Genomic DNA, 20,069 nt, shown 5'->3' with positions numbered 1-20,069 from the left:
TCATGCTCACGGCCGCACCACCGCCACGCAGGCGTCGTCGCGGCGCACGCCGGCGTCGCGCAGCAGCGTGGCCGCGACGAGCAGCGGGTCCTGCCGGCTGAGCCCCGGGTAGTCGCGCAGCGACCAGCGGTCCGACACGCCGTCGGAGTGCAGCACCACGACGGCCTGCGGGGGCAGGTCGTACGCGAACTCGCGGATCCCGCGGGACTGGTGCCCGACGATCCCCGGCATGCTCACCATGCCGCGCCGCTCGCCGTCCGGGGTGGCGATCGTGCCGGCCACGTTGCCCAGGCCGGCGAAGCGCAGCGTGCCGCCGTCCACCCGGACGACGGACACCGCCGCGCCGCGGGTGTGCGACACGACCCGGTGCAGGTGCTCCAGGATGGCCGCCGGCGCGTCCAAGGAGCTGCCCAGGAACGCGTCGACGGATGCGGTCGCCGCGGTGGCCGCGAGGGCGCCGTGGCCGAGACCGTCGGCGACGAGCAGCAGCAGCGCGGCACCGTCGCGGCGCGCCGCCCACCGGTCCCCGGACACCGGCTCGCCGGTGAGCGGCCTGGTCAGGCCCGCGACGGCCGGCACGGCCGGCGGGCCCGGGCGGTGGTCCTGCCACAGCTGCGCGGTGAGCACGGTGCCCCGGCCCGGCAGCGAGTAACCGCCGGAGGACGTGGACAGGCGCCGCACAGCGCCGAGGCCGATGCCGAGCGTGCCGGCGGTCGACGTGCCGTCGACGCCGCTGAACACGAGGTCGGCCATGCCGGGGCCGGCGTCGACCGCGACGAGCTCGACCCCGCCGCCGGCGCGGGTGCGCAGGCAGCGCACCGACAGCGCGCCGGCGTCGGCGTGCCGGTGCAGGTTGCTGGCCAGCTCGGCGGCGACGATGGCGACCTCGCCGGTCCGCTCCTCGCTGAAGCCGAGCCGGCGGGCGCAGTCCACCGCGACCCGCCGGGCGATGCTGGCCGCGGCGGTGTCGTCGACCGGGATCCAGCCGAGCTCCTCGACCAGAGGCACCTCGATCGGGGTCGTCACCGGGCCCACTTCGTCACCGTGATCCTGGTGCCCTCGCCGGGCGCGGTGACGATGTCGAACTCGTCGACGAGCCGGCGGGATCCGCTCAGGCCCAGGCCGAGACCGCTGCCGGTGGTGTACCCGTCGGTGAAGGCCAGCCCCAGGTCGGCGATGCCGGGCCCGGTGTCGACGAACTCGGCGCGCACCCCCGCCCGGCGGCCGTTGTGCACCTGCGCGACGGTCGCGTGCCCGCCGCCGCCGTGGATCAGCGTGTTGCGGGCCAGCTCACTGGCCGCGGTGACGAGCTTCGTCTGATCGACCAGCGGCAGCTTCGCGGCGAGCGCGATCACCCGGACCGCCTGACGCACGCGGACCACGTCCTTGTCGTCGGCGATCGGCAGCACCTGCGGCTCCGTCATTCGGGTACGTCGTCCGATCCGCTGACTCGCAGCAGGCCGACGCCGCGGATCTGGCGGGCGTCGGCGAGGATCTCCAGGGCCTTGTCGACGTTGAGCGCGGTGCGCACGCCGTTGAGCGACAGGCCCAGCTCCACCAGGGTGATCGCCACCGCGGGGCGCATGCCCACCACGACGGTCTCGGCGTCCAGGACCCGGGACACGGCCGCGATCGTCGACAGCATCCGGCCGATGAACGAGTCGACGATCTCCAGCGCCGAGATGTCGATGATGACGCCGTGCGCGCCGGTCTCGACGATCCGGTCGGACAGGTCCTCCTGCAGCTGCAGCGCGGACTGGTCGTCGAGGTCGATCTGGATCGACACGAGCAGGATCTCGCCGATCTTCAGGACGGGGACGCGGTCCATCAGACCGCCTTGTCCCGGCTCGCCCGGCGGATGACCTCCACACCGCTGGCACGCATGGCGTGCAGCAGGGCGTCGGCGAGGTTGGCCTTGGTCACGATGTCGCCGAACTCGATGCCGAGCGCGACGACCGTCTGCGCGATCTGCGGGCGGATGCCGGAGATGATGCACTCCGCGCCCATCAGCCGGGCCGCCACGACCGTCTTGAGGATGTGCTGGGCGACCTGCGTGTCGACGGCCGGGACGCCGGTGATGTCGACGATCGCGTAGCCGGAGCCGGTGTCGACCAGGGTCTGCAGCAGCTTCTCCATGACCACCTGAGCGCGGGCCGAGTCCAGCGTGCCGACCAGCGGCACCGCCACGACGCCCTCCCACAGCTTCACGACCGGCGTCGACAGCTCCAGCAGCTGCTCGGTCTGGTCGGCGATCACCGACTCGCGGGTCTTGGTGTAGGTCTCGAACGTGAACAGCCCCATGTCGTCGACCAGCAGCGACAGCAGCAGGAAGTCCTTGAGCGGCTGCTCCGCCTCGCCGGCTCCCGTGAGGTTGAGCACGACCTCCTTCACGGTGAAGACCAGGCTGGCGGTCTCGCTCGGGGTGAAGCCCTGCCGGGCCCAGTCGCGCGACAGCTCGGCGAGCACCGCCCGGGACTCACCGCCGTGCGCGCCGGCCAGCTCACCGTCGCCGTCGGCGGTCAGCAGCGCCAGCAGCGCACCGTAGACGTCACGCACCTGCCGGGCCAGCTCGGCGTTGGTCAGCCGGCCACGCAGCGTGCGCGCCGCGATCTCCGTCCACTGCTGCACGACCGCTTCCTCGTGCGTCCCCAGGAACGCGGTCAGCCGCTGCCGCGCCTCGGCATCCACCTTCACCCGTGATCTCCTTCTGTCGAGCGTCGGACCGAACGGTACCGTCCCGGACCACCCACCGCGAACGACGCCGCCGATCCGTGTGTCACTACCGCGCCGTCAGGGAAGAAAACCGGTATGAAGACGACTTGGAGGCCCTTCGAGGCACACGGCACCCTGTCCGAGGAGACCCGCGAGCGCCTGCCCGACAGCGTCTACGCCTTCCCGGAGCACCGCAAGCTGCCGCTGACCGACGCCAAGCACGTCCGCAACGCGGTCGCCCGCTTCGACCAGGTCCGCGGCGTCAACGACGCCGACCGCGACCTCGCCTTCGCGAACCTGGCGAAGGCCGCCGAGCACTACCAGGTGGAGTTGTCGGAGTCGAGCTGGCACGAGCTCGGCCGCACCCCGCACTGACCGCCCTCTGCGGGCCGGCCCCGAAGACGCGCCGGCCCGCCCACCGTGCGGGGTGGGCGGGCCGGCGTTTCGCGATGATGCACTCAGCCGAGCGACGACGCCCTCAGCTGCGCGCCGACGCGCTCAGATGAGGCCGAGGCGCTCGACGGCGGTGCGCTCCTCGGCGAGCTCGGCGACCGAGGCGTCGATGCGGGCCCGGGAGAACTCGTCGATGTCCAGGCCCTGCACGATCTCCCACTTGCCGCCGCGGGACACGACCGGGAACGAGGAGATGAGGCCCTCCGGCACGCCGTAGGAGCCGTCGGACGGCAGCGCCACCGACGTCCAGTCACCCTCGGGGGTGCCGTTGACCCAGTCGTAGACGTGGTCGATGGCGGCCGACGCGGCGGACGCGGCCGACGACGCCCCGCGCACCTCGATGATCTCCGCGCCGCGCTTGGCGACCCGCGGGATGAACTCGTCGGCGTACCACTGCTGGTCGCCGACGGCCTCGGCGGCGTTGCGGCCGGAGACCTCGGCGTGCAGGATGTCCGGGAACTGCGTGGCGGAGTGGTTGCCCCAGATGGTGACCTTGCGGATCTCCGAGACCGGCACGCCGAGCTTCTGCGACAGCTGCGCCACGGCCCGGTTGTGGTCCAGGCGGGTCATCGCGGTGAACCGGTCCGCGGGAACGTCGGGGGCGTTACGCTGGGCGATCAGGGCGTTGGTGTTGGCCGGGTTGCCCACGACCAGGATCTTGATGTCGTCGGCGGCGCCGGCGTTGATCGCCTCACCCTGCGGCTTGAAGATGCCGCCGTTGGCCTCCAGCAGGTCGCCGCGCTCCATGCCCTTCGTGCGCGGGCGGGCGCCGACGAGCAGCGCGACGTTGGCCCCGGAGAACGCCTGCTTCGGGTCGTCGAACACGTCCACGCCGGCGAGCAGCGGGAACGCGCCGTCCTGCAGCTCCAGCGCGGTGCCCTCGGCGGCGCGGACGGCCTGCGGGATCTCCAGCAGGCGCAGCTTGACGCGGGTGTCGGCGCCGAGCAGCTGACCGGACGCGATGCGGAACAGCAGCGCGTAGCCGATCTGGCCGGCGGCACCGGTCACGGTTACGTTCACGGACTCACTCATCAGAGTTCTCCTGCGGGCAGCGGCGGGTGTGCTTCTCCACACAAACTATCCCCGGCCACCCAACGACCGTTCACCCAATGGCGTCCCGATGTGGCTTGGAGCACTCGATCAGGTACCGGGTGGTGTGCGCGACGAACGGCCCCTCCGCCTCGATCCGCTCGTGCAGGGCGCGCAGCCGCTCCCGGTGCGCCGCCACGGTGAACCCGGGCACGATCCAGATGACCTTGCGCAGGAACACCACGACCGCCGCGACGTCGAAGAACTCCAGCCGCAGCGTGGCCTCGCGCAGGTCGGTGACCAGCAACCCGGCGGCCCGTGCGGCGGCGGCCGCGGCCGCCGGGTGACGGCCCTGGGCGACCGGGGTGGGCCCGAGGAGGGCCTCGGTGACCTCGTGCGCGGTGCCGACGCCGACGTGCTGGGCGAGGTACGTGCCGCCGGGCCGCAGCACCCGGGCGATCTGCGCCCAGTCCGTGACGACCGGATGCCGGCTGCTGACCAGGTCGAACGTGTCGTCGGCGAACGGCAGCGGGTCCTCGTCGGCGACGAGGGCGACCGTGCCGCCGTACGGGGCGAGCGCGCGCCTGGCGAGGGCGGCGTTCGGCGCCCACGACTCGGTGGCGGCCAGGACCCCGGGGACGGTCCCGGCGCGCCGCAGCGCCCACCGGACCACCTCGCCGCCGCCGGTCTGCACGTCCAGGGCGGCCGCCGCGGTGCGGTACCGGTCGGCCAGCCGCCCCGCGTACCCCCACGGCGGGCGCTCCTCGGTGGCCCGCCCGGCGAACCAGGCGAAGTCCCAGCCCTCCACGGGCACCGACGCGCCCTCGGCGAGCAGGGTGTCGAAGTCGGCCATGACGCGATTGCACCTTCCGTTGCCGGGGCATCACTGACTGCATGACGATCATTCCGCAGACCCAGGTGTTGTGGCTGGCCACGGCCGCCGACGAAGAGATCCACGCCGGCCGTGTCATCGGCTGGGAGACCGAGCACGTGCAGCCTGTCCCGCTGGTCGCGTGGACCGACGAGACGGGGCTGCTGTCGCGGGTCGGCACGCCGGTGAACCCGGTCGTGTGGCTCGGCGACACCCGCGGCGAGGTGATCGAGTCCGCGCAGCGCGAGATCCGCCAGCCGGCCGCCCTGCGGTGACCGCCCGGCCGGCGCACCGCGACCGGCGGCACCCCGTCCGGCGGGCGCCCGCGGACGCCGCGCTCAGGCCGCGGCGCGCAGGCGCTGCGTCGCCTCCCGCACGATCTCGGCGAGCGGCTCGACCAGGTCGGGCCGCTGCGCCATCAGGTCGTCCAGGCGCACCCGCCACCTGCCCGCCTCCAGCGCGGCGGCCTCGTAGCCGTACCCGGCGGCGAGGCGGGTCCGGGTCTGCATCACCAGCTGCCCGAACGGCGGGCCGGCCTGGGCGTTGATCCAGTTGGCGAACCAGACCGCCCAGTCACGGTCGGCGCATGCCCGGACGATCACCCGGGCGCCGTCCCAGGCGACCCGCGGCACGTGGAGGGTCGGCATGTATCAATGCTGCAGCGATCGCGCCCCGGTACGCAACCGCCTTACCGGCCCAACGGTCGTCGATGTAGCGACGGCTGCCCGCGGGCGGGCCGTAGGGCGGTGAGCGTGAGGGCCGGGGGGCTTGACGGTCACCGGCCGGCGGCCCGCCGCGCCAGCTCCCGGTCGTGCCAGCCCTGGAACAGCTCCCGCTTGCCGGCGGCGCGCGCGGCGACCTCGTCGGCGATGCCGTTGGCGGCGGTGAGGTACCCGATCGCGGCGAGCAGGTCGCCGCACTCCTCGACCAGCCGCGCCCGCAGGTCGGTGCCGTCGTAGTGGGCGGGCTCCCCGGCGGTGGCGATGAGCTTGCCCGCCACCTGCAGCAGCTCGCCGGCCTCCTCGGCGACCTTGGCCAGGCCGGGCCACACCTCGGCACCGATGCCGAACGGGGCGGTCATGACGTCACCTCCGCTTCGCTCCGGCGCCGCCCTGACCTTCGAACTGCGCCCATGATGACCGACTCCTCGCTCCGCTGCGGGCCGGTCATGACGTCACCTCCGCCGCGCTCCGGCGCCGCCCTGACCTTGAAACTGCGCCCATGACCCGACCGTCGAACTGCCCCCATGATGACCAGCTCCTCGCTCCGCTACGGGCCGGTCATGACGTCACCTCCGCCGCGCTCCGGCGCCGCCCCGACCGTCGAACTGCGCCAATCATGCCGGTCGGTCACCGCCCGGCGCGCAGGCCCTCGGTCGCGGCGAACTCCAGGAAGTCCGCGGCGGCCGGTTCGACGGCGCCGTCCTCCTGGTACCGGAAGCTGACCGCGTCCTCGCACACCCCGTCGCGCACGACGAAGCCCCAGTAGTCGCCGGTGCCGACCGGCGCGACGGCGACGAACCCGCTGCCCGGCTCGTTCGCCGCGAGCAGCGTCTCCACCCAGCGGCGGCCCTCGTCGGCCGGGAGCAGCTCGACGAAGAGGAACCGGCCGGCACCGTACCGCAGCAGGAACCGCCGGTACTGGTGCGGCAGCCGCACGCCGAGCCGCCGCTCGACCCGTGCCAGGTCCGCCTCGGTGGCCCGCCAGTGGTCGAACACGGCGACGTCACCGTCGCGCTCCTGGGCCGCGTACCGCCGCAACGCCTGCTCCAACAGCGCGTCGAACTCGGCGAAGTGCACCGCAGCAGTCTGCCATTCTTGCTCGCGACATCCACAACCGCGGAAGGTGCTCCATGACCGTGCTCGACCGGCGCCGGGTCCTCGGCTGGCGCAGCCGCCGGCAGTTGCTGGACCGGCCCGCGGGAGCCGCCGACCCGGTCACGGTGGTGCGCCGGCTGCTGGGCGTGCAGGCGCAGGTCGGCTCGTACGCCGAGCACGCCGTCGCGGCCCGCCAGGCCGTGCCCGACCCGGCGGGGCTGCGCGCCGCACTGGCCGGCGGGGCGCTGGTGAAGACCTGGTCGGCGCGCGGCACCCTGCACCTGCTGGACCCGTCGCAGGCACCGGCCCAGCTGGCCCTGCTGGCGGCGACCAGGACCTGGGAGAAGGGATCCTGGCAGAAGACGTTCGTCACCCTCGGGCAACTGGACGCGATCCGGGACGCGGTGCACGACGCCCTCGACGGCCCGCCGCGCACCCGCGAGGAGCTGGTCACGGCGGTCGCCGCCCGCACCGGCGACCCGGACCTGGCGGCGCACCTGCGCTCCGGGTGGGGGGCGGTGCTCAAACCCCTCGCCTGGCAGGGGCTGCTCGTGCACGGCCCCGGCGACGGCAGCCGGGTCACGTTCACCCGTCCGCCGTGGTCGGCGCTTCCGTCGGTACCGGACGCGGCGCGGCTGATCGTGCCGGCGTACCTCGGCGTGTACGGGCCGGCCTCGGCGGAGACGTTCGACCAGTGGCTGTGCCGGGGCGTGACGAAGAAGGCGGCGCTGCGCGGGTACTTCACGACGCTGGTCGCCGAGGGGCTGCTCGCCGAGGTGGAGGTCGACGGGCGGCGGCTGTACGCGCGGGCCGGCGACGTCGCGGCGATGGCCGACGCGGAGCCGTTCGACGAGGTGCGGCTGCTGCCGGCCTTCGACCAGTTCGTGCTCGGCCCGGGCACCGCCGACCCGACGGTCGTGCCGCCCCAGCGGCGCGCCGAGGTCAGCCGCCCGCAGGGCTGGATCTCGCCGGTCGTGGCGCACGACGGCCGGGTCAAGGGCGTCTGGCAGCGCGACGGCGGGCGGGTCGAGGTCGACGTGTGGGAGCCCGTGCCGCAGGACGGCATCGACGCCGAGCTGGCCCGGCTGCCCGGCTGACCTACTTCAGCAGGGCGCGGGCCTTGTCCGGGTCGAGCTCACCCTTGCCGTCCAGGCCCGCCGACGGGCACTCCGGCGCGAGGGAACACGCTCCGCAGGCGGGCTTGCGGGAGTGGCAGGTGCGCCGGCCGTGCAGGATCAGCAGCAGGTTGACCGGCACCCAGTCCTTCTGCTCGAACAGCGCCGACACGCCCAGCTCGGTCGCCTCGCCGTCCTTCTCCGGCCCCCACGACAGCCGGTGCGCGACCCGGCCCACATGGGTGTCCACGGAGATCGCCGGCACCGAGAAGGCGTTGCCGAGCACCATGTTGGCCGTCTTGCGGCCCACCCACGGCAGCTCGACGAGCTCCTCGAACGTCATGGGCACCTCCCCGCCGTGCCGCTCCACGAGCACCGCGGCGAGCTTCATGACGATCTGGGTCTTCTTGCGGTAGTACCCGACCGGCATGAGGATCTGCTCCATCTCGGCCGGGTCGGCGGCGGCGAGGTCGGCCGCGGTCGGGTACTTCGCGAACAGCACCGGGGTGACCTGGTTGACCCGCTCGTCGAGGGTCTGCGCGGCGAGCACGGCGGCGATGAGCAGCTGCAGCGGCGAGGCGAAGTCCAGCTCCAGCACCGGGTCGGGGTAGCGGGCGGTGAGCAGGTCGAGGATCCGCCGGGCCCGCTCCGTCTGCGCCTGGTCGGGTCCCGCCGCGGCCGCCTCCGCTGCCGCCGCCGCGACGACCTTGGCGGCCGCCTTCTTCGCGGTCACCTTCTTCGCCGTGGCCTTCGCGGCGGTCGCGTTCGTCGCGGGTGCCGCCTGCTTCGCGGCGGTGACCTTCTTCGCGGGAGCGGCCTTCTTCGCGGGGGGCTTCTGGGAGGGGGCCGTGGCGTCGGCGGCTGCTGGGGTCATCTTGCGGCTCGGCACGGTGACGAGCCTACGTCGCCGCGGCGCTCGCCGAGGTCCGCCTCGCGGGTGTCCCGCCGGCCACCCCAGCGCCGGTTCACACGGCGGTGAACACGACCGCCCGGGCCGCCTTCGCCGCCCCTGTGTAGAAGCTCCGCAGGTGCCGGAACGCCGCCAGCGCCGCCTGCGGGTCGCCGCCGACGGCGGTCGCGTGCCGCTGCCGCAGCCACCCCTCGTCGAGCCGGCCCAGCGCGAGCGCGACGGCCTGCGCCTGCGCGGCGGTGACGTGCCGCACGACGACCTCACCGTCGCACAGCGCCCGGCCGCCGAGGACCGCGTGCGACAGCGGGAACCGCCCGCCGAGACACCGCTGCAGCGGCTCCCAGGCGGTGCCGAGGCCGGCGGTCATCGGGTACAGGTGCGGCGGCGCCTCCTCGACGGTCTCCGCGAAGCTCCTGACCCCCGCCGCGTCCAGCGCCAGCAGCCGGCGCTCCTGCTCGTCGGTGACCGCGTAGAGGGCGCCGTCCAGCACGCCCGCGATGCTACCGTCGACCGTCCGTCGCGACCGGTGAAGGAGCGGCCATGGCCGGCAGGAAGCGGGTCCCGCGCGGCCGCCCACCGCTGCAGGCGGTCCCGCCCGGGCACCGGCTGTACAGGATCCGCATCAACGTGCTGGTGAACCCGGCCGACCTGGACGCGCTCACCGGCCGCCTGGTCGATGCGCTGTGCCCGGACGCGGCCCACGAGGGCGACTGCCCCGACCCCTGGTCGATGATCACCACCGACGCCGCCGGCTACGACCGCCGCACCCGCCGCCGGATGCTGGCGGAGATCCGCACGACGAACCCGCCGCCGGAACCTTATTCACTCGGCGTTAGGGAATGACAGCAGAACGCACGCCTGGTTAGATGTGGCCCGAACCTCGACGCGGCCCATCAACGGCAGAAGGCAGGCATGACGTTCGTCCGAATGGCGCTCACCGGATACCGTTCGTTCGCGGATCGACAAGAGATCGAGCTCCGACCTATCACCATCGTCCTCGGCCGGAACAACTCAGGAAAGAGCGCGCTCGTCCGGGCGCCGCTGGTCATCAACTCCGGTATCGCGACGAACTCGACGGCACCGCTCGATCTCGACCGGTTCGGCGACGACACGCTCGACTCATTCACCGACTTAATCTATGGCGGACGGCCACATGGCAGCATCCGCATCGAGCTCGATCTCCTCAGCGTCGGGGCTGGACAGGTCGAGCCGACACTGCACGTGGATGCGACCGTGCAGAACATCGATGAGTACAGGCTCCAGCTCGTCAGCGACACCACGATCCGCGTCGGCCATCAAACGGCGCGATTCACCTGGGACGGCGTCGACCCACAGCCCGAGCGGCAGCGCTACCTGATTTCCCGGGACGGCGCCGCACCGGTGGCCGGCGCCGTACGGTTCGCCGGCCTGCTGCCAAACGCTGTGCAGTTCCGCGACCCGGATGCTTCCACGTGGTCGCCACGCAGGTTCGCCAGTTCGGCGATCCGCGCCGCGTTCGATGAGATCCGATATCTCGGCCCCTTCCGGGATCGCCCGGCCCGCGGGTATCGGCTTCCGACGCGGCGCCATCGGACCGTCGGTTTCAGCGGCGAGCACACGGCACCGATCCTTGCCAGCGACTTCGTGCGCAACCAGGGCAGGCTGCTACGGCAGGTCAACCGGATGTTCGAACAAAGCCTCGAAGGGTGGGAGGTCGACGTCGTCGAACGCGGCGCCCTCTTCACCATGATTCTGCGCTCGAGAAACGCTCGGAATCTTCAGGTCAACCTCGCCGACACCGGCACGGGCGTGGCCCAGGCACTACCGATCCTGGTGCAGCGCGCCATGGACGTCCTGAATCCACCGTCCGGTCCGACCTTGGAGATCGTCGAGCAGCCTGAGCTGCACCTTCACCCAGCGGCCCATGCCGACCTTGCTGATCTCTACCTGCAGGCCGCGACCCAGACGAGCGTCCGTTTTCTGATCGAGACTCATAGCGAAACGATGCTGCTACGCCTACGGCGGCGTATCGCCGAGCGAGTCATCCCGGCCGACCTTGTCGCGGTCTACTTCGTCGATCAAGTCGATGGCACCTCGCACGCCCACCGCATTTTCATCGACGACAAGGGCAACGTCGACTATTGGCCGGCCGGGATCTTCGCCGAGGATTACGAGGAAACCCGGAAGCTGGCCGAGGCCCAACTCGACCGCTTGGAGCGCGGCGATGCGGATTGAGCTGAGTCTCGACGTCTTCCAAGCGTCTGACGCCTTCAGCCTGATCAGCATCATGGAAGGGTTCGTCCGTCAGCGTCACGACTGGATCGTCGGTCCCGAGGTTCTCGACGCTGCCCTCGAGTACCTGGCTGTTCACGCTCCGACCAAGGCCCAGCTGTACACGGCGACCGGGCAGAAGGCGCTGGTGCAGTCAACGGCGTACACACCGTCGAGCGGCGACCGCGTCCTACTGACATTAAGCGTCCTGGACGCCGCCGCGGACGATCTGTCCAGGGCTGCTGTCGTCGTGGTGGAAGATCTCGATTCCGACCGCGACTTCATCCATGCGGTCGCCACCGTGTTCGGCGCCAAACGCGTCCTGCACGCCCTGAAACGAACATGGCTGGTGGTGGAGCACGGCGGCGGCGCCGGCCGCATTCCTGTGGTCGCCAAGGAGAAGCTCGGCCAGTTCCAACACGTCAAACGCGTGGCAGCCGTGTTCGACAGCGACCGTCTCGTCCCAGGACAGCGCACGGCGAACCATGACAAGGCGCAGGCCCTAGAGCAGGAAGGCGTCGCCGTTCACGTGCTGGCGCGCCGGGAGGCGGAGAACTACGTGCCGTTGAAGGTGCTCCGTTTGACGCCGCACTTGCCGCAGGAAGTCATCCAGCGACTGGACCTGCTGGACTCGCTTTCCGCAGAACAGCGTGCCCACTTCGACATGAAGAACGGCTTCGGCGATCCGGCTCGCCCGCCCAGGCTGGACCAGCGTCAGCACGCCTTGTACAGCAACCTAAGCTGGCAGACGAAGCTTGCACTTCGCGGCCGCCTCAACGGTCTGCTCTCGAGCCTCGCACGGCATTGCGAACATCTGACCGAAGACGACTTTGCCCAACTGGGCAGCGAGGTACCCGCCGAGCTGCGTGCACTCCTGGCAAAGATCGAAAGTGTGGTTTAGGAGCGACAATGGCTGATCTTGACGGCGAGATCACCGTAAAGCCTGAGATCATGCTGCTTGAGGACGTTCTCGGGCAGATGGCCGCAGGCCGGCTTCGGGTGCCCCGGTTTCAGCGGCCCTTCGTTTGGCGACCGGATCAGATGCTGAATCTCTTCGACAGCATCGAGCGCGGCTATCCGATCGGCAGTCTTCTGGTATGGGACACCAGCGAGCCGTTGCCAAGCCTGGAGCAAGTGGCCGGCATCGACATTCCGCGGCCGCAAGAGACACCCGTGGCATACCTGCTCGACGGGCATCAACGGCTGTCCACCCTGTTCGGCTGCCTCACGAGGCGCCCCGTCATCGGCGACCCGCAGAGCCAGCAGCAGTGGAAGTGGGATGTTTATCGAGAGCTCGGCACTCGGCATGAGCGCGGTGGCAGCAGCCGCTACCGCCACTGGAAGTCCACCGTCGACACGCCGGCTACATATCTGCCGATGCGTGCGGTACTGCGGACAATGGACTTCCTGGCCTACGCCCGTAGGATCAGTGGACTGCTCGATCCTGCGGCGCTTGACGCGATGGTCGACGAGGCGGAGCAGGTCGCCCAACGCATCAAGTCATACAAACTGGCAGTGGTTCGTCTCGTCGGCGGGCGCCTGGAGCACGCCGTCGAGGTGTTCTCCCGACTGAACAGCAGCGGCCAGTCGATGACGCCGGATCAGATGGTCTCGGCCCTCACCTACAACCCCGAGGGCGGTGAAAGCCTCGCCGACCGCATCGCAACGATCAAGGAAAGCCTGGCGGACGTGGGGTTCGGCCCAATCCCCAGCATCACGATTTTCCGGTCCGTGCTCGCTGTCGCGGGCGAGGAGGACGTGCAGGAAGCTCGTTGGGAAGCGCTCGCCGACCGCGTCAGGGGCCGGTTGGCGGACGCGGTCGACGCCAGCGAACGGTCGCTGCGACAGGCCGTCGACTTCCTCCGGGATGAAGTGGGCGTGCCACTCTCGCGGCTGGTTCCGTACAACCTGCAGATCATGCTGCTGGTGGCGTTCTTCCACCTCAACAGCGACCCGAGCGACGGTCAGCGCCGGAGCCTGGTGCGGTGGTTCTGGGCGACGTCATGGTCCGGTTACTTCGCGGGAGCCAACACCACGCAGGTGAAGAACGAATTGGCGGAGATGCGGGCGTTCGCGCTCGGCGAGGGTGGCTTGCGGCTCGACGCGCTCACTGCCCGGCCGTTTCCGGAGCGGTTCGACCTGCGCAGCGCCAGGGTGCGGACCTTCGTCCTCTGGGATCTCAAGGAGTTCGGTCATCGGCGTCGATCGGTGGACGGTGCTCCGTTCGATGCCCTACGGGTCCTCGCGACTGCCGACACGGACGCGTACCGGCGAGTCATCACCACCTCGATCAGCAGCGGCTCGCATCCCGCGAACCGGCTCATTCTGCCGACACCGCCCGGGGTATCGCTGCGAAAGGCGTTGGCCGCGCTGCCGGCCGAGTTGGAAGACAGCGTCCTGACCAGCCACGGCATCCCTCGGGTCGCCGTCGAGCGGCTGCGAGACGGTGATCTCGAGGGCTTCATCAAGGAACGTGCGGCACATCTCGCCGACCGTGAGCGTTCGTTCATGGTCACGCTCGGCGTCGAACCCGCGGTGGACATCCAGGGCGACGCGGATATCGACACCGAGTAGCGGCGTCGCCGGTAGTAGCCCCCACGGGGCTACTACCGGCGATCTCCGAGACAGTCAGGCGGCCGGGACGAGGGTCGAGACGTCCGCGGGGCGCAGGGCCAGGGCGAGCACGTCGGCGACGTCGGCGAGGGCGTGCACGGTCAGCTGGGACCGCACCTCCTCCGGCAGGTCGTCGAGGTCGGGCTCGTTGCGCTTCGGGATGATGACCTCGGTGAGGCCGGCCCGGTGCGCGGCGAGGAGCTTCTGCTTGACGCCGCCGATCGGCAGGACCCGGCCGGCGAGGGTGACCTCACCGGTCATGCCGAACTCGGGGCGGACCGGGCGGCCGGTGGCCAGCGACGCCAGGGCCGTGACCATGGTGATGCCGGCGCTGGGGCCGTCCTTGGGGACCGCACCCGCCGGGACGTGCAGGTGGATGCGGCGGGCGGCGAGCTCGTTCGGGTCGATGCCGAGGCGCCGGCCGTTGGAGCGCAGGTACGACAGCGCGATGTGCGCCGACTCCTTCATGACGTCGCCGAGCTGGCCGGTGAGGGTCAGGCCCGGGTCGCCCTCCATCGAGGTCGCCTCGATGAAGAGCACGTCGCCGCCGGCGCCGGTGACGGCGAGGCCGGTCGCGACGCCGGGGACCGCGGTGCGCTCCGCCGACTCGGGGGTGAAGCGCGGGCGGCCCAGGTACTTCACGACGTCGTCGACGTGGACCGGGGTGCCGTCGTACGCGACCGCGACCTTGCGCAGCACCTTGGCCAGGGCCCGCTCCAGCTGGCGGACGCCCGCCTCGCGGGTGTGCTCGCCGGCGATCGCACCCAGCGCGAGATCGCTGATGGTGACCTCGTCGGCGGCCAGGCCGGCCCGGTCCAGCTGCCGGGGCCACAGGTGGTCCCGGGCGATGGCGACCTTCTCCTGCTCGGTGTAGCCGTCCAGGGTCACCAGCTCCATGCGGTCCAGCAGCGGGCCGGGGATGGTGTCCACCACGTTGGCGGTGGCCAGGAACAGCACGTCGGACAGGTCGAGGTCGACCTCCAGGTAGTGGTCGCGGAACGTGTGGTTCTGCGCCGGGTCGAGGACCTCGAGCAGGGCCGCGGCCGGGTCGCCGGCGTAGCCGACGGCGAGCTTGTCGACCTCGTCGAGGAGCACGACCGGGTTCATCGAACCGGCCTCGCGCAGGGCGCGGACGATCCGGCCGGGCAGCGCCCCGACGTACGTGCGGCGGTGGCCGCGGATCTCGGCCTCGTCGCGGACGCCGCCGAGGGACACCCGGACGAACTTGCGGCCCAGGGCGCGGGCGACGGACTCGCCGAGGCTGGTCTTGCCGACCCCGGGAGGGCCGGCGAGGGCGAGCACGGCGCCGGAGCCGCGGCCGCCGACGACCTCCTTGCCCAGCGCGGCGCGCCGGTTGCGCACGGCGAGGTACTCCAGGATGCGGTCCTTCACGTCGGCCAGGCCGGCGTGGTCGGCGTCGAGGATGGCGCGGGCCTCGGCCAGGTCGGTGTTGTCCGTGGTGCGCACGTCCCACGGCATCTCCAGGACCGTGTCGAGCCAGGTGCGGATCCAGCCCGCCTCCGGCGACTGGTCGCTGGCCCGCTCCAGGCGGCCGACCTCGCGCAGCGCCGCCTCGCGCACCACGTCGGGCAGGGTCGCCTCGGTGACCCGGGCGCGGTAGTCGGCGGAGCCGGACGGCTCGTCCTCGCCGAGCTCCTTGCGGATCGCGGCGAGCTGCTGGCGCAGCAGGAACTCCCGCTGCGTCTTCTCCAGGCCCTCGCGGACGTCGTGGTTGATCTTCTCGTTGACCTGCTGCTCGGCGGCGTGCGCGCGGGCCCACTCGACGAGCAGCTCGAGGCGGGCGGTGACGTCGGGCGCGCCGAGCAGCTGGATCTTCTGCGCCAGGGTGAGCCACGGCGCGTAGCCGGCGGAGTCGGCCAGCTCGGACAGGTCCGTCATGCGTTCGACGGTGTCGATGACCTGCCACGCGCCGCGCTCCTGCAGCACGCCGATGACCAGCGCCTTGTACTCCCGGGCCAGCTCCTTGGCCTTGCCGGCGGGGGCGGGCTCGTCGAGCAGGGTGGCCTCGACCCACAGCGCCGCGCCGGGGCCGGGGACGCCGGCGCCGATGCGGGCCCGGGACAGGCCGCGCACCACGGCCGCGGGCTCGCCGCTGGGCAGCCGGCCGACCTTCTCGAGGACGGCGACCACACCGAAGGAGCCGTACTCGCCGTCGACCCGCGGGACGGCCAGGACACGCTTGTCACCGGCGGACCGCGCCGCGTCGACCGCCGCCTGGGTGGTGGCGTCGAGCGTGACGGGGATGACCATGCCGGGAAGCAGGACGTCGTCAGTCAGTGGAAGGACCGGAAGAGTAGCCATGTCAGACACCTGCCATCACTGTGGTTGAGCGTGCCAGGCTTAAGTTACAAAACGTTCCCTCTGTTCCCGGAAAGGTCCCGCGTGTGACCCAGGACACCGTAGTCCGGCAGGTCGAACGCCGTGGCGGTGCGCGTCGCAAGGTGCTTGAACAGGTGTTTCACCGGCGGCAGGTAGCGGATCGTGCGGAAGAACCGGTTCCGCTGGGCGATCTTGCGATCGGTGGACGGGACGAGGAAGTCCGCGCCGCCGGACGCCTGCTTCTGGCAGGTCTCCACGTAGGGGCGCAGGCGGTGCTCGTACACCTCGAAGGCGCGACCGAACGGCGCGGTGGCCAGCTCCCCGGCCAGCACGTGCGCGCCGACGACCGCGAGGCCGGTGCCGTTGCCGCCCGGACCACCGGCGTAGCCGGCGTCGCCCAGGAGCACCACGCGCCCGCGTGACCAGCGCTCCATCCGGATCTGCGCGGTGGAGTCGAACCAGAAGTCCGGCGCGGTGCGCATCGCCTCCAGCAGCCGCGGCACCCGCCAGCCGGCGCCGGCGAACGCGTCGGCGACGATGCGCCGCTGCCGCTCGACGTCGTGCCGGTCGCGCTTGTCGTACGTGAGCCCCTCGGCCGTGAAGAACAGCGAGATCACCGCCTGGTCGGGATTGATGCCGCCGATCGTGACCGTCAGGCGCGGCTCGTTGTACATGAGACCCGCCCGGTCCAGGCCGAACTCGTTGGGCATGGTGAAGATGCAGCCGTACACCCCGAGGGAGCGCTGCGGCACCGGGCCGAAGACCAGCTCACGGACCCTGGAGTTGACGCCGTCGGCGCCGACGACGAGGTCGAAGCGGCGGGGCGCGCCGCGCTCGAAGGTGACGTCGACGCCGTCGGCGTCCTGCGTGATCGTGGCGACCGAGTCGCCGAAGACGTAGTCGACGTGGTCGCGGGTGGCCTCGTACAGGATCTCGCCGAGGTCGCCGCGCAGCAGCTCGAGGTCGCCGCTGAAGATCGCCGACGGCATGGTCGCGGTGACCGCGTCGTCGCGGTCGACGATCGCGATGTCGCCCATGTGCGTCGCCCTGGCCCGCATCGCGTCCAGCAGCCCCATCCGCCGCAGCACCTCCAGGTGTACCCGGCCGCGGAAGTCGACCGCGTAGCCGCCGCCGCGCAGCGCGGGGGCCCGCTCCACGACGGTGACGCGATGGCCCGCGTGGTGCAGCCAGTGGGCGAGCGAGGGGCCGGCGACGCTCGCGCCGGAGATGAGGATGTCCATGGTGTGCGAATATACATTCGTCTTATACGCGTGTATAGACCATAGGATCTGGACCATGGGACATCGCGAGGACCTCCTCGACGGCGCCGTGCGCTGCATCTACGAGAAGGGGTACGGGCGGACCACCGCCCGCGACATCGTCGCCGCGTCCGGCACCAACCTCGGCTCGATCGGCTACCACTACGGCTCGACCGAGGCACTGCTCAACGCCGCGCTGGAGAAGGCCCTGGAGGACTGGGGCATGCAGCTGGCGACCGCCCTGCTGGCCACCGACCCCGAGGGCCAGGACAAGCTGCAGCGGTTCGAGGCCTACTGGGACAGCGTCATCGCCTCGATGGCCACCCACCGCCCGGCGTTCATGGCATCCTTCGACGCCTTCGTGCAGATGGAGCACGCCCCGGCGGTGCGGGCCATGATCTCGGCAGGCATGCAGGACGCCCGCGGGCTGTGGGCCTCGGTGTTCCACCAGGTCGACCCGGCGGCCGAGCCACAGAAGGCGTTCCAGCTGGGCTCGTTCTACCAGGCGCTCATCACCGGGGTCCTGACCCAGTGGCTGATCGACCCGGCCAACGCCCCGACGGGCCGCGACCTGGCCCAGGCGCTCCGGATGATCGCCGCGTCACTGTGAGCCCGCTCGCCGCCGGGGCGACGGTCCGGTGAACCGGCACGCTGTGGACGGACCGGGGCCGAGCGAGAGCGCCGCGGCCGGGAGTGTCGGCGGGCTCCTCAGCCGCCGGTGCGATCGACCGGGCACCCCTGACGTCGACCGGAGCTCTCGGGGCGGAGACTCCGGCGGCGAGGCACCTGCCCGGCGGGTATCCCGCGAGCGGACCCCTTGACGCCCGGCGCGGGATTCTGGCCGCGGGCGACCACGGCGTCCCCCGCGCGGTGGTGACGTACACCAGGCTCGGCGCTGCCGGGGATGGCCTTCCGGGACCAGGCGGGCGCGTGCGTTAGGTTGGTCGGCGTGGATGATCAGCTGCCGTGCCGCCTGCGGGTCGCGGGTGACGTGTTCGACCTGGCCGGGCCGCCGGCCGCCCTGCGCGAGCTGGCCGGTCGGCTGCGTGCCGCCGGGGACCTCTTCGAGCAGCGCATCCGCAACGGGGCGCTGGTGCAGCGGCGCGGCGGCGGCGCGGTGCGGGTGGAGCTGCGCGGCGGGCCGTCGCTGCACGTCAGCGGCGGCGACGACGCGCTCGCGGCGCTGTGGGCGGCCCTGGAGGTCGTCGCCGACGAGGCTGAGGCGGACCCGGACGCGGACGGGCCGCAGCCGCACCGGCACGTCGAGGCGCTGACGGTGACCGCCGAGCGCCCCGCCGCCGACCTCGTGATCTGAGCCGCGCCGGCGGCGGTTGGACGCGGGGTCAGAAGACCTTGACGACGACGGCGGTGGCGTTGTCGCGGCCGCCGGCCTCAAGGGACGCGGCGACCAGCGCCGACGCCATCACGTCCGGGGGCGCGGCTGAGCTGAGCGTCTGCTCCATGCGCTGGTACGGCACCTGCTCGGCGATCCCGTCGGTGCACAGGCAGTACACGTCGCCGGGGAACATGGTGACGCTCAGGACGTCGGGCTCCGGCAGGCCGGGGTGGCCGATGAACCGGTGCAGCTGGTAGCGGGCCGCGGCGGCCTGCGGCGAGTCGGCCGGGTACCAGCCGTGCACGGCGCCGAGCCAGGCCTCGGTGTGGTCGATGGTGAGCAGTTCGAGCAGGCCGCCGCGCAGCCGGTACACCCGGGAGTCGCCGATCTGGGTGACCCACGCACCGGTCGCGTCGGCGACCAGCGCCGTCAGCGTGCAGCCGGTCAGCTCCCGCAGGGTCTTGCCGGCGGCGCGGACCTGGCGCTGGGCGTCGGCGACCGCGGCGAACAGCGGCGGTGGCGCGAACGGCCCCCGGTGCTCCTGCACGGCGGTGGTGAAGATGTCCACGGCGGTCCGGCCGGCGGTGCGGCTGCCCTCGCTGGCGCCCATCCCGTCGGCGACGACCGCGCACAGGCCCGGCCGGCGCTGCAACGCGGAGGTGTGCAGCACGTCGAAATTGGCCGGGTACCGCCGGCCGACGTCGGTGGCGGTGCCGACCTGCAGGAGGCGCCCGGCGCCCTGGACCTCGATCGTCATCGAGGGTGAGCCTAACCCGGACCGCCCGGCGGCGCGCTCCTGGTTCATGTGCCGGACACCTCACCGTCGACGCACCGCCGTAACTTGCACGACACCCGTATCCGTGCAGTCGCCGACCGTCAGTCCCAGCGGGCCTCGACCCGCCACGTGCCGTCCTCCAGCCGGTCCCAGCCGTCGATCTCGCCGCCGAGCTCGGCGAAGCGCACCACCCGGTCGTAGATCCAGTCGGCGAAGTCGTCCTGCTGCTCCTCGTCCAGGCCGGCCCGGATGACCGCGCCGAACGTGATCAGTCCGGTGCCCTCCAGCGGCGACGCGCCCAGGACACCGACCACGGACAGGTCGTCGGGCGCCAGGTCGGTGCGCTCCTCGACCTCGAGGAACCCGCCGTCGGGCATCTCCACCAGAAACGCCATCCATACCCCGTCGTGATCGCAGGTGCCGCCACGGTACCGGCCGCGCCCCGGGTCGCGCGGAGGTTCGGGCGGTTGTCCGCCAACCAATACCCCCGCGGACCCACCGGCGGCCACCGCCGGCCCGCCACCGGCGGACGTTTCGGCTGGTGAGGTCGCCGATCGGAGGAGCCGGGACATTGAACGCGGCCGGTACA

General features: G+C 72.0%; 24 protein-coding genes. 9 read left to right on the top strand and 15 right to left on the bottom strand.

Features of this window, described 5'->3' with window-relative positions; genetic code table 11:
• Positions 1-6 precede the first annotated feature (6 nt).
• The 4 genes from OP18_RS12890 to OP18_RS12875 are packed head-to-tail and all read right to left on the bottom strand — an operon-like array spanning position 7 to position 2,694.
• Complete coding sequence (locus OP18_RS12890; protein WP_245635362.1) at positions 7-1,026, bottom strand: ATP-binding protein; 1,020 nt, start codon at positions 1,024-1,026, stop codon at positions 7-9.
• Positions 1,023-1,424, bottom strand: coding sequence for an ATP-binding protein (locus OP18_RS12885; RefSeq protein WP_033359070.1), 402 nt, complete (start codon positions 1,422-1,424; stop codon positions 1,023-1,025). The genes OP18_RS12890 and OP18_RS12885 overlap by 4 nt, the downstream gene beginning before the upstream one ends.
• Positions 1,421-1,828 (bottom strand): STAS domain-containing protein, encoded by a 408-nt coding sequence (locus OP18_RS12880; RefSeq protein ID WP_052386635.1) that lies wholly within the window; start codon positions 1,826-1,828, stop codon positions 1,421-1,423. The genes OP18_RS12885 and OP18_RS12880 overlap by 4 nt, the downstream gene beginning before the upstream one ends.
• Positions 1,828-2,694, bottom strand: coding sequence for an STAS domain-containing protein (locus tag OP18_RS12875; RefSeq protein ID WP_033359069.1), 867 nt, complete (start codon positions 2,692-2,694; stop codon positions 1,828-1,830). The genes OP18_RS12880 and OP18_RS12875 overlap by 1 nt, the downstream gene beginning before the upstream one ends.
• A 114-nt stretch (positions 2,695-2,808) precedes the next feature.
• On the opposite strand from OP18_RS12875, the gene OP18_RS12870 reads away from it, so the two are divergent.
• Positions 2,809-3,087, top strand: a complete 279-nt coding sequence (locus OP18_RS12870; protein WP_033359068.1) for a DUF6582 domain-containing protein — start codon at positions 2,809-2,811, stop codon at positions 3,085-3,087.
• A 123-nt stretch (positions 3,088-3,210) separates the two neighbouring features.
• Here OP18_RS12870 and OP18_RS12865 read toward each other — a convergent pair whose 3' ends face one another.
• Positions 3,211-4,197 carry a malate dehydrogenase gene (locus tag OP18_RS12865; RefSeq protein WP_033359067.1) on the bottom strand — a complete coding sequence of 329 codons (987 nt, stop codon included), beginning with the start codon at positions 4,195-4,197 and terminating at the stop codon, positions 3,211-3,213.
• 70 nt (positions 4,198-4,267) lie between these two features.
• Entirely contained in the window at positions 4,268-5,047 is a 780-nt protein-coding gene (locus OP18_RS12860; protein WP_033359066.1) for a methyltransferase domain-containing protein, read from the bottom strand.
• 41 nt (positions 5,048-5,088) lie between these two features.
• Between OP18_RS12860 and OP18_RS12855 the strand changes: the two genes are divergently transcribed.
• A complete protein-coding gene (locus OP18_RS12855) occupies positions 5,089-5,340 on the top strand; it encodes a hypothetical protein (protein ID WP_033359065.1) in 252 nt (83 codons plus the stop codon).
• A gap of 63 nt (positions 5,341-5,403) precedes the next feature.
• Here OP18_RS12855 and OP18_RS12850 read toward each other — a convergent pair whose 3' ends face one another.
• The 3 genes from OP18_RS12850 to OP18_RS12840 all read right to left on the bottom strand — a co-directional run bounded on the left by OP18_RS12850 (position 5,404) and on the right by OP18_RS12840 (position 6,864).
• Positions 5,404-5,712: a hypothetical protein gene (locus OP18_RS12850; RefSeq protein ID WP_033359064.1), complete on the bottom strand. Its 309-nt coding sequence runs from the start codon at positions 5,710-5,712 to the stop codon at positions 5,404-5,406.
• Positions 5,713-5,840: 128 nt separating this feature from the next.
• On the bottom strand, positions 5,841-6,146 hold the full coding sequence (locus tag OP18_RS12845; protein WP_033359063.1) for a hypothetical protein: 306 nt from the start codon (positions 6,144-6,146) through the stop codon (positions 5,841-5,843).
• Positions 6,147-6,414: 268 nt separating this feature from the next.
• Positions 6,415-6,864, bottom strand: coding sequence for an SMI1/KNR4 family protein (locus OP18_RS12840; RefSeq protein ID WP_033359062.1), 450 nt, complete (start codon positions 6,862-6,864; stop codon positions 6,415-6,417).
• 53 nt (positions 6,865-6,917) lie between these two features.
• On the opposite strand from OP18_RS12840, the gene OP18_RS12835 reads away from it, so the two are divergent.
• Entirely contained in the window at positions 6,918-7,979 is a 1,062-nt protein-coding gene (locus OP18_RS12835; protein ID WP_033359061.1) for a DNA glycosylase AlkZ-like family protein, read from the top strand.
• Between the two features lies 1 nt (position 7,980).
• Here OP18_RS12835 and nth read toward each other — a convergent pair whose 3' ends face one another.
• Entirely contained in the window at positions 7,981-8,886 is a 906-nt protein-coding gene (nth, locus tag OP18_RS12830) for an endonuclease III (RefSeq protein WP_052386634.1), read from the bottom strand.
• A gap of 76 nt (positions 8,887-8,962) precedes the next feature.
• Positions 8,963-9,397 (bottom strand): DUF1877 family protein, encoded by a 435-nt coding sequence (locus tag OP18_RS12825; RefSeq protein WP_033359060.1) that lies wholly within the window; start codon positions 9,395-9,397, stop codon positions 8,963-8,965.
• Between the two features lie 50 nt (positions 9,398-9,447).
• Here OP18_RS12825 and OP18_RS12820 point away from each other — a divergent pair, with 50 nt between their 5' ends.
• The 4 genes from OP18_RS12820 to OP18_RS12805 all read left to right on the top strand — a co-directional run bounded on the left by OP18_RS12820 (position 9,448) and on the right by OP18_RS12805 (position 13,731).
• Positions 9,448-9,750 carry a hypothetical protein gene (locus OP18_RS12820; protein WP_033359059.1) on the top strand — a complete coding sequence of 101 codons (303 nt, stop codon included), beginning with the start codon at positions 9,448-9,450 and terminating at the stop codon, positions 9,748-9,750.
• 69 nt (positions 9,751-9,819) lie between these two features.
• Entirely contained in the window at positions 9,820-11,121 is a 1,302-nt protein-coding gene (locus OP18_RS12815) for an AAA family ATPase (RefSeq protein WP_033359058.1), read from the top strand.
• On the top strand, positions 11,111-12,058 hold the full coding sequence (locus OP18_RS12810; protein WP_033359057.1) for a hypothetical protein: 948 nt from the start codon (positions 11,111-11,113) through the stop codon (positions 12,056-12,058). The genes OP18_RS12815 and OP18_RS12810 overlap by 11 nt, the downstream gene beginning before the upstream one ends.
• A gap of 8 nt (positions 12,059-12,066) precedes the next feature.
• On the top strand, positions 12,067-13,731 hold the full coding sequence (locus OP18_RS12805; RefSeq protein ID WP_033359056.1) for a DUF262 domain-containing protein: 1,665 nt from the start codon (positions 12,067-12,069) through the stop codon (positions 13,729-13,731).
• Positions 13,732-13,785: 54 nt separating this feature from the next.
• Here the strand turns inward: OP18_RS12805 and lon are convergent, their stop codons facing one another.
• The gene (gene lon, locus OP18_RS12800; protein WP_033359055.1) at positions 13,786-16,092 is read right to left on the bottom strand and encodes an endopeptidase La; all 2,307 of its coding nucleotides are present in this window, start codon (positions 16,090-16,092) and stop codon (positions 13,786-13,788) included.
• Positions 16,093-16,136: 44 nt separating this feature from the next.
• On the bottom strand, positions 16,137-17,351 hold the full coding sequence (locus OP18_RS12795) for an FAD-dependent monooxygenase (protein WP_211273521.1): 1,215 nt from the start codon (positions 17,349-17,351) through the stop codon (positions 16,137-16,139).
• 55 nt (positions 17,352-17,406) lie between these two features.
• On the opposite strand from OP18_RS12795, the gene OP18_RS12790 reads away from it, so the two are divergent.
• Both OP18_RS12790 and OP18_RS12785 read left to right on the top strand, forming a co-directional pair.
• Positions 17,407-17,979, top strand: coding sequence for a TetR/AcrR family transcriptional regulator (locus OP18_RS12790; RefSeq protein ID WP_033359054.1), 573 nt, complete (start codon positions 17,407-17,409; stop codon positions 17,977-17,979).
• A gap of 339 nt (positions 17,980-18,318) precedes the next feature.
• Positions 18,319-18,684 (top strand): hypothetical protein, encoded by a 366-nt coding sequence (locus tag OP18_RS12785; RefSeq protein ID WP_033359053.1) that lies wholly within the window; start codon positions 18,319-18,321, stop codon positions 18,682-18,684.
• 28 nt (positions 18,685-18,712) lie between these two features.
• On the opposite strand, the gene OP18_RS12780 is transcribed toward OP18_RS12785, so the two are convergent.
• Positions 18,713-19,462: a PP2C family protein-serine/threonine phosphatase gene (locus tag OP18_RS12780; protein WP_033359052.1), complete on the bottom strand. Its 750-nt coding sequence runs from the start codon at positions 19,460-19,462 to the stop codon at positions 18,713-18,715.
• Positions 19,463-19,581: 119 nt separating this feature from the next.
• Complete coding sequence (locus OP18_RS12775; protein WP_156089482.1) at positions 19,582-19,875, bottom strand: hypothetical protein; 294 nt, start codon at positions 19,873-19,875, stop codon at positions 19,582-19,584.
• Positions 19,876-20,069 lie beyond the last annotated feature (194 nt).

It is taken from the genome of Dactylosporangium aurantiacum (assembly GCF_000716715.1).
In the GTDB taxonomy this organism is placed as follows: Bacteria; Actinomycetota; Actinomycetes; order Mycobacteriales; family Micromonosporaceae; genus Dactylosporangium; species Dactylosporangium aurantiacum.
The sequence above is the reverse complement of the archived record's forward strand: the minus strand, read 5'-3'. Positions and strand labels throughout refer to the sequence as shown.

Coding starts and splice junctions, on each gene's coding strand:
- OP18_RS12810 (WP_033359057.1), top strand. CDS start 11,111: ATGCGGATTGAGCTGAGTCTCGACGTCTTCCAAGCGTCTGACGCCTTC.
- OP18_RS12865 (WP_033359067.1), bottom strand. CDS start 4,197: ATGAGTGAGTCCGTGAACGTAACCGTGACCGGTGCCGCCGGCCAGATC.
- OP18_RS12845 (WP_033359063.1), bottom strand. CDS start 6,146: ATGACCGCCCCGTTCGGCATCGGTGCCGAGGTGTGGCCCGGCCTGGCC.
- OP18_RS12880 (WP_052386635.1), bottom strand. CDS start 1,828: ATGGACCGCGTCCCCGTCCTGAAGATCGGCGAGATCCTGCTCGTGTCG.
- OP18_RS12835 (WP_033359061.1), top strand. CDS start 6,918: ATGACCGTGCTCGACCGGCGCCGGGTCCTCGGCTGGCGCAGCCGCCGG.
- OP18_RS12795 (WP_211273521.1), bottom strand. CDS start 17,351: ATGGACATCCTCATCTCCGGCGCGAGCGTCGCCGGCCCCTCGCTCGCC.
- OP18_RS12790 (WP_033359054.1), top strand. CDS start 17,407: ATGGGACATCGCGAGGACCTCCTCGACGGCGCCGTGCGCTGCATCTAC.
- OP18_RS12855 (WP_033359065.1), top strand. CDS start 5,089: ATGACGATCATTCCGCAGACCCAGGTGTTGTGGCTGGCCACGGCCGCC.
- OP18_RS12870 (WP_033359068.1), top strand. CDS start 2,809: ATGAAGACGACTTGGAGGCCCTTCGAGGCACACGGCACCCTGTCCGAG.
- OP18_RS12820 (WP_033359059.1), top strand. CDS start 9,448: ATGGCCGGCAGGAAGCGGGTCCCGCGCGGCCGCCCACCGCTGCAGGCG.
- OP18_RS12885 (WP_033359070.1), bottom strand. CDS start 1,424: ATGACGGAGCCGCAGGTGCTGCCGATCGCCGACGACAAGGACGTGGTC.
- OP18_RS12815 (WP_033359058.1), top strand. CDS start 9,820: ATGACGTTCGTCCGAATGGCGCTCACCGGATACCGTTCGTTCGCGGAT.
- OP18_RS12775 (WP_156089482.1), bottom strand. CDS start 19,875: ATGGCGTTTCTGGTGGAGATGCCCGACGGCGGGTTCCTCGAGGTCGAG.
- OP18_RS12780 (WP_033359052.1), bottom strand. CDS start 19,462: ATGACGATCGAGGTCCAGGGCGCCGGGCGCCTCCTGCAGGTCGGCACC.
- OP18_RS12850 (WP_033359064.1), bottom strand. CDS start 5,712: ATGCCGACCCTCCACGTGCCGCGGGTCGCCTGGGACGGCGCCCGGGTG.
- OP18_RS12805 (WP_033359056.1), top strand. CDS start 12,067: ATGGCTGATCTTGACGGCGAGATCACCGTAAAGCCTGAGATCATGCTG.
- lon (WP_033359055.1), bottom strand. CDS start 16,092: ATGGCTACTCTTCCGGTCCTTCCACTGACTGACGACGTCCTGCTTCCC.
- OP18_RS12860 (WP_033359066.1), bottom strand. CDS start 5,047: ATGGCCGACTTCGACACCCTGCTCGCCGAGGGCGCGTCGGTGCCCGTG.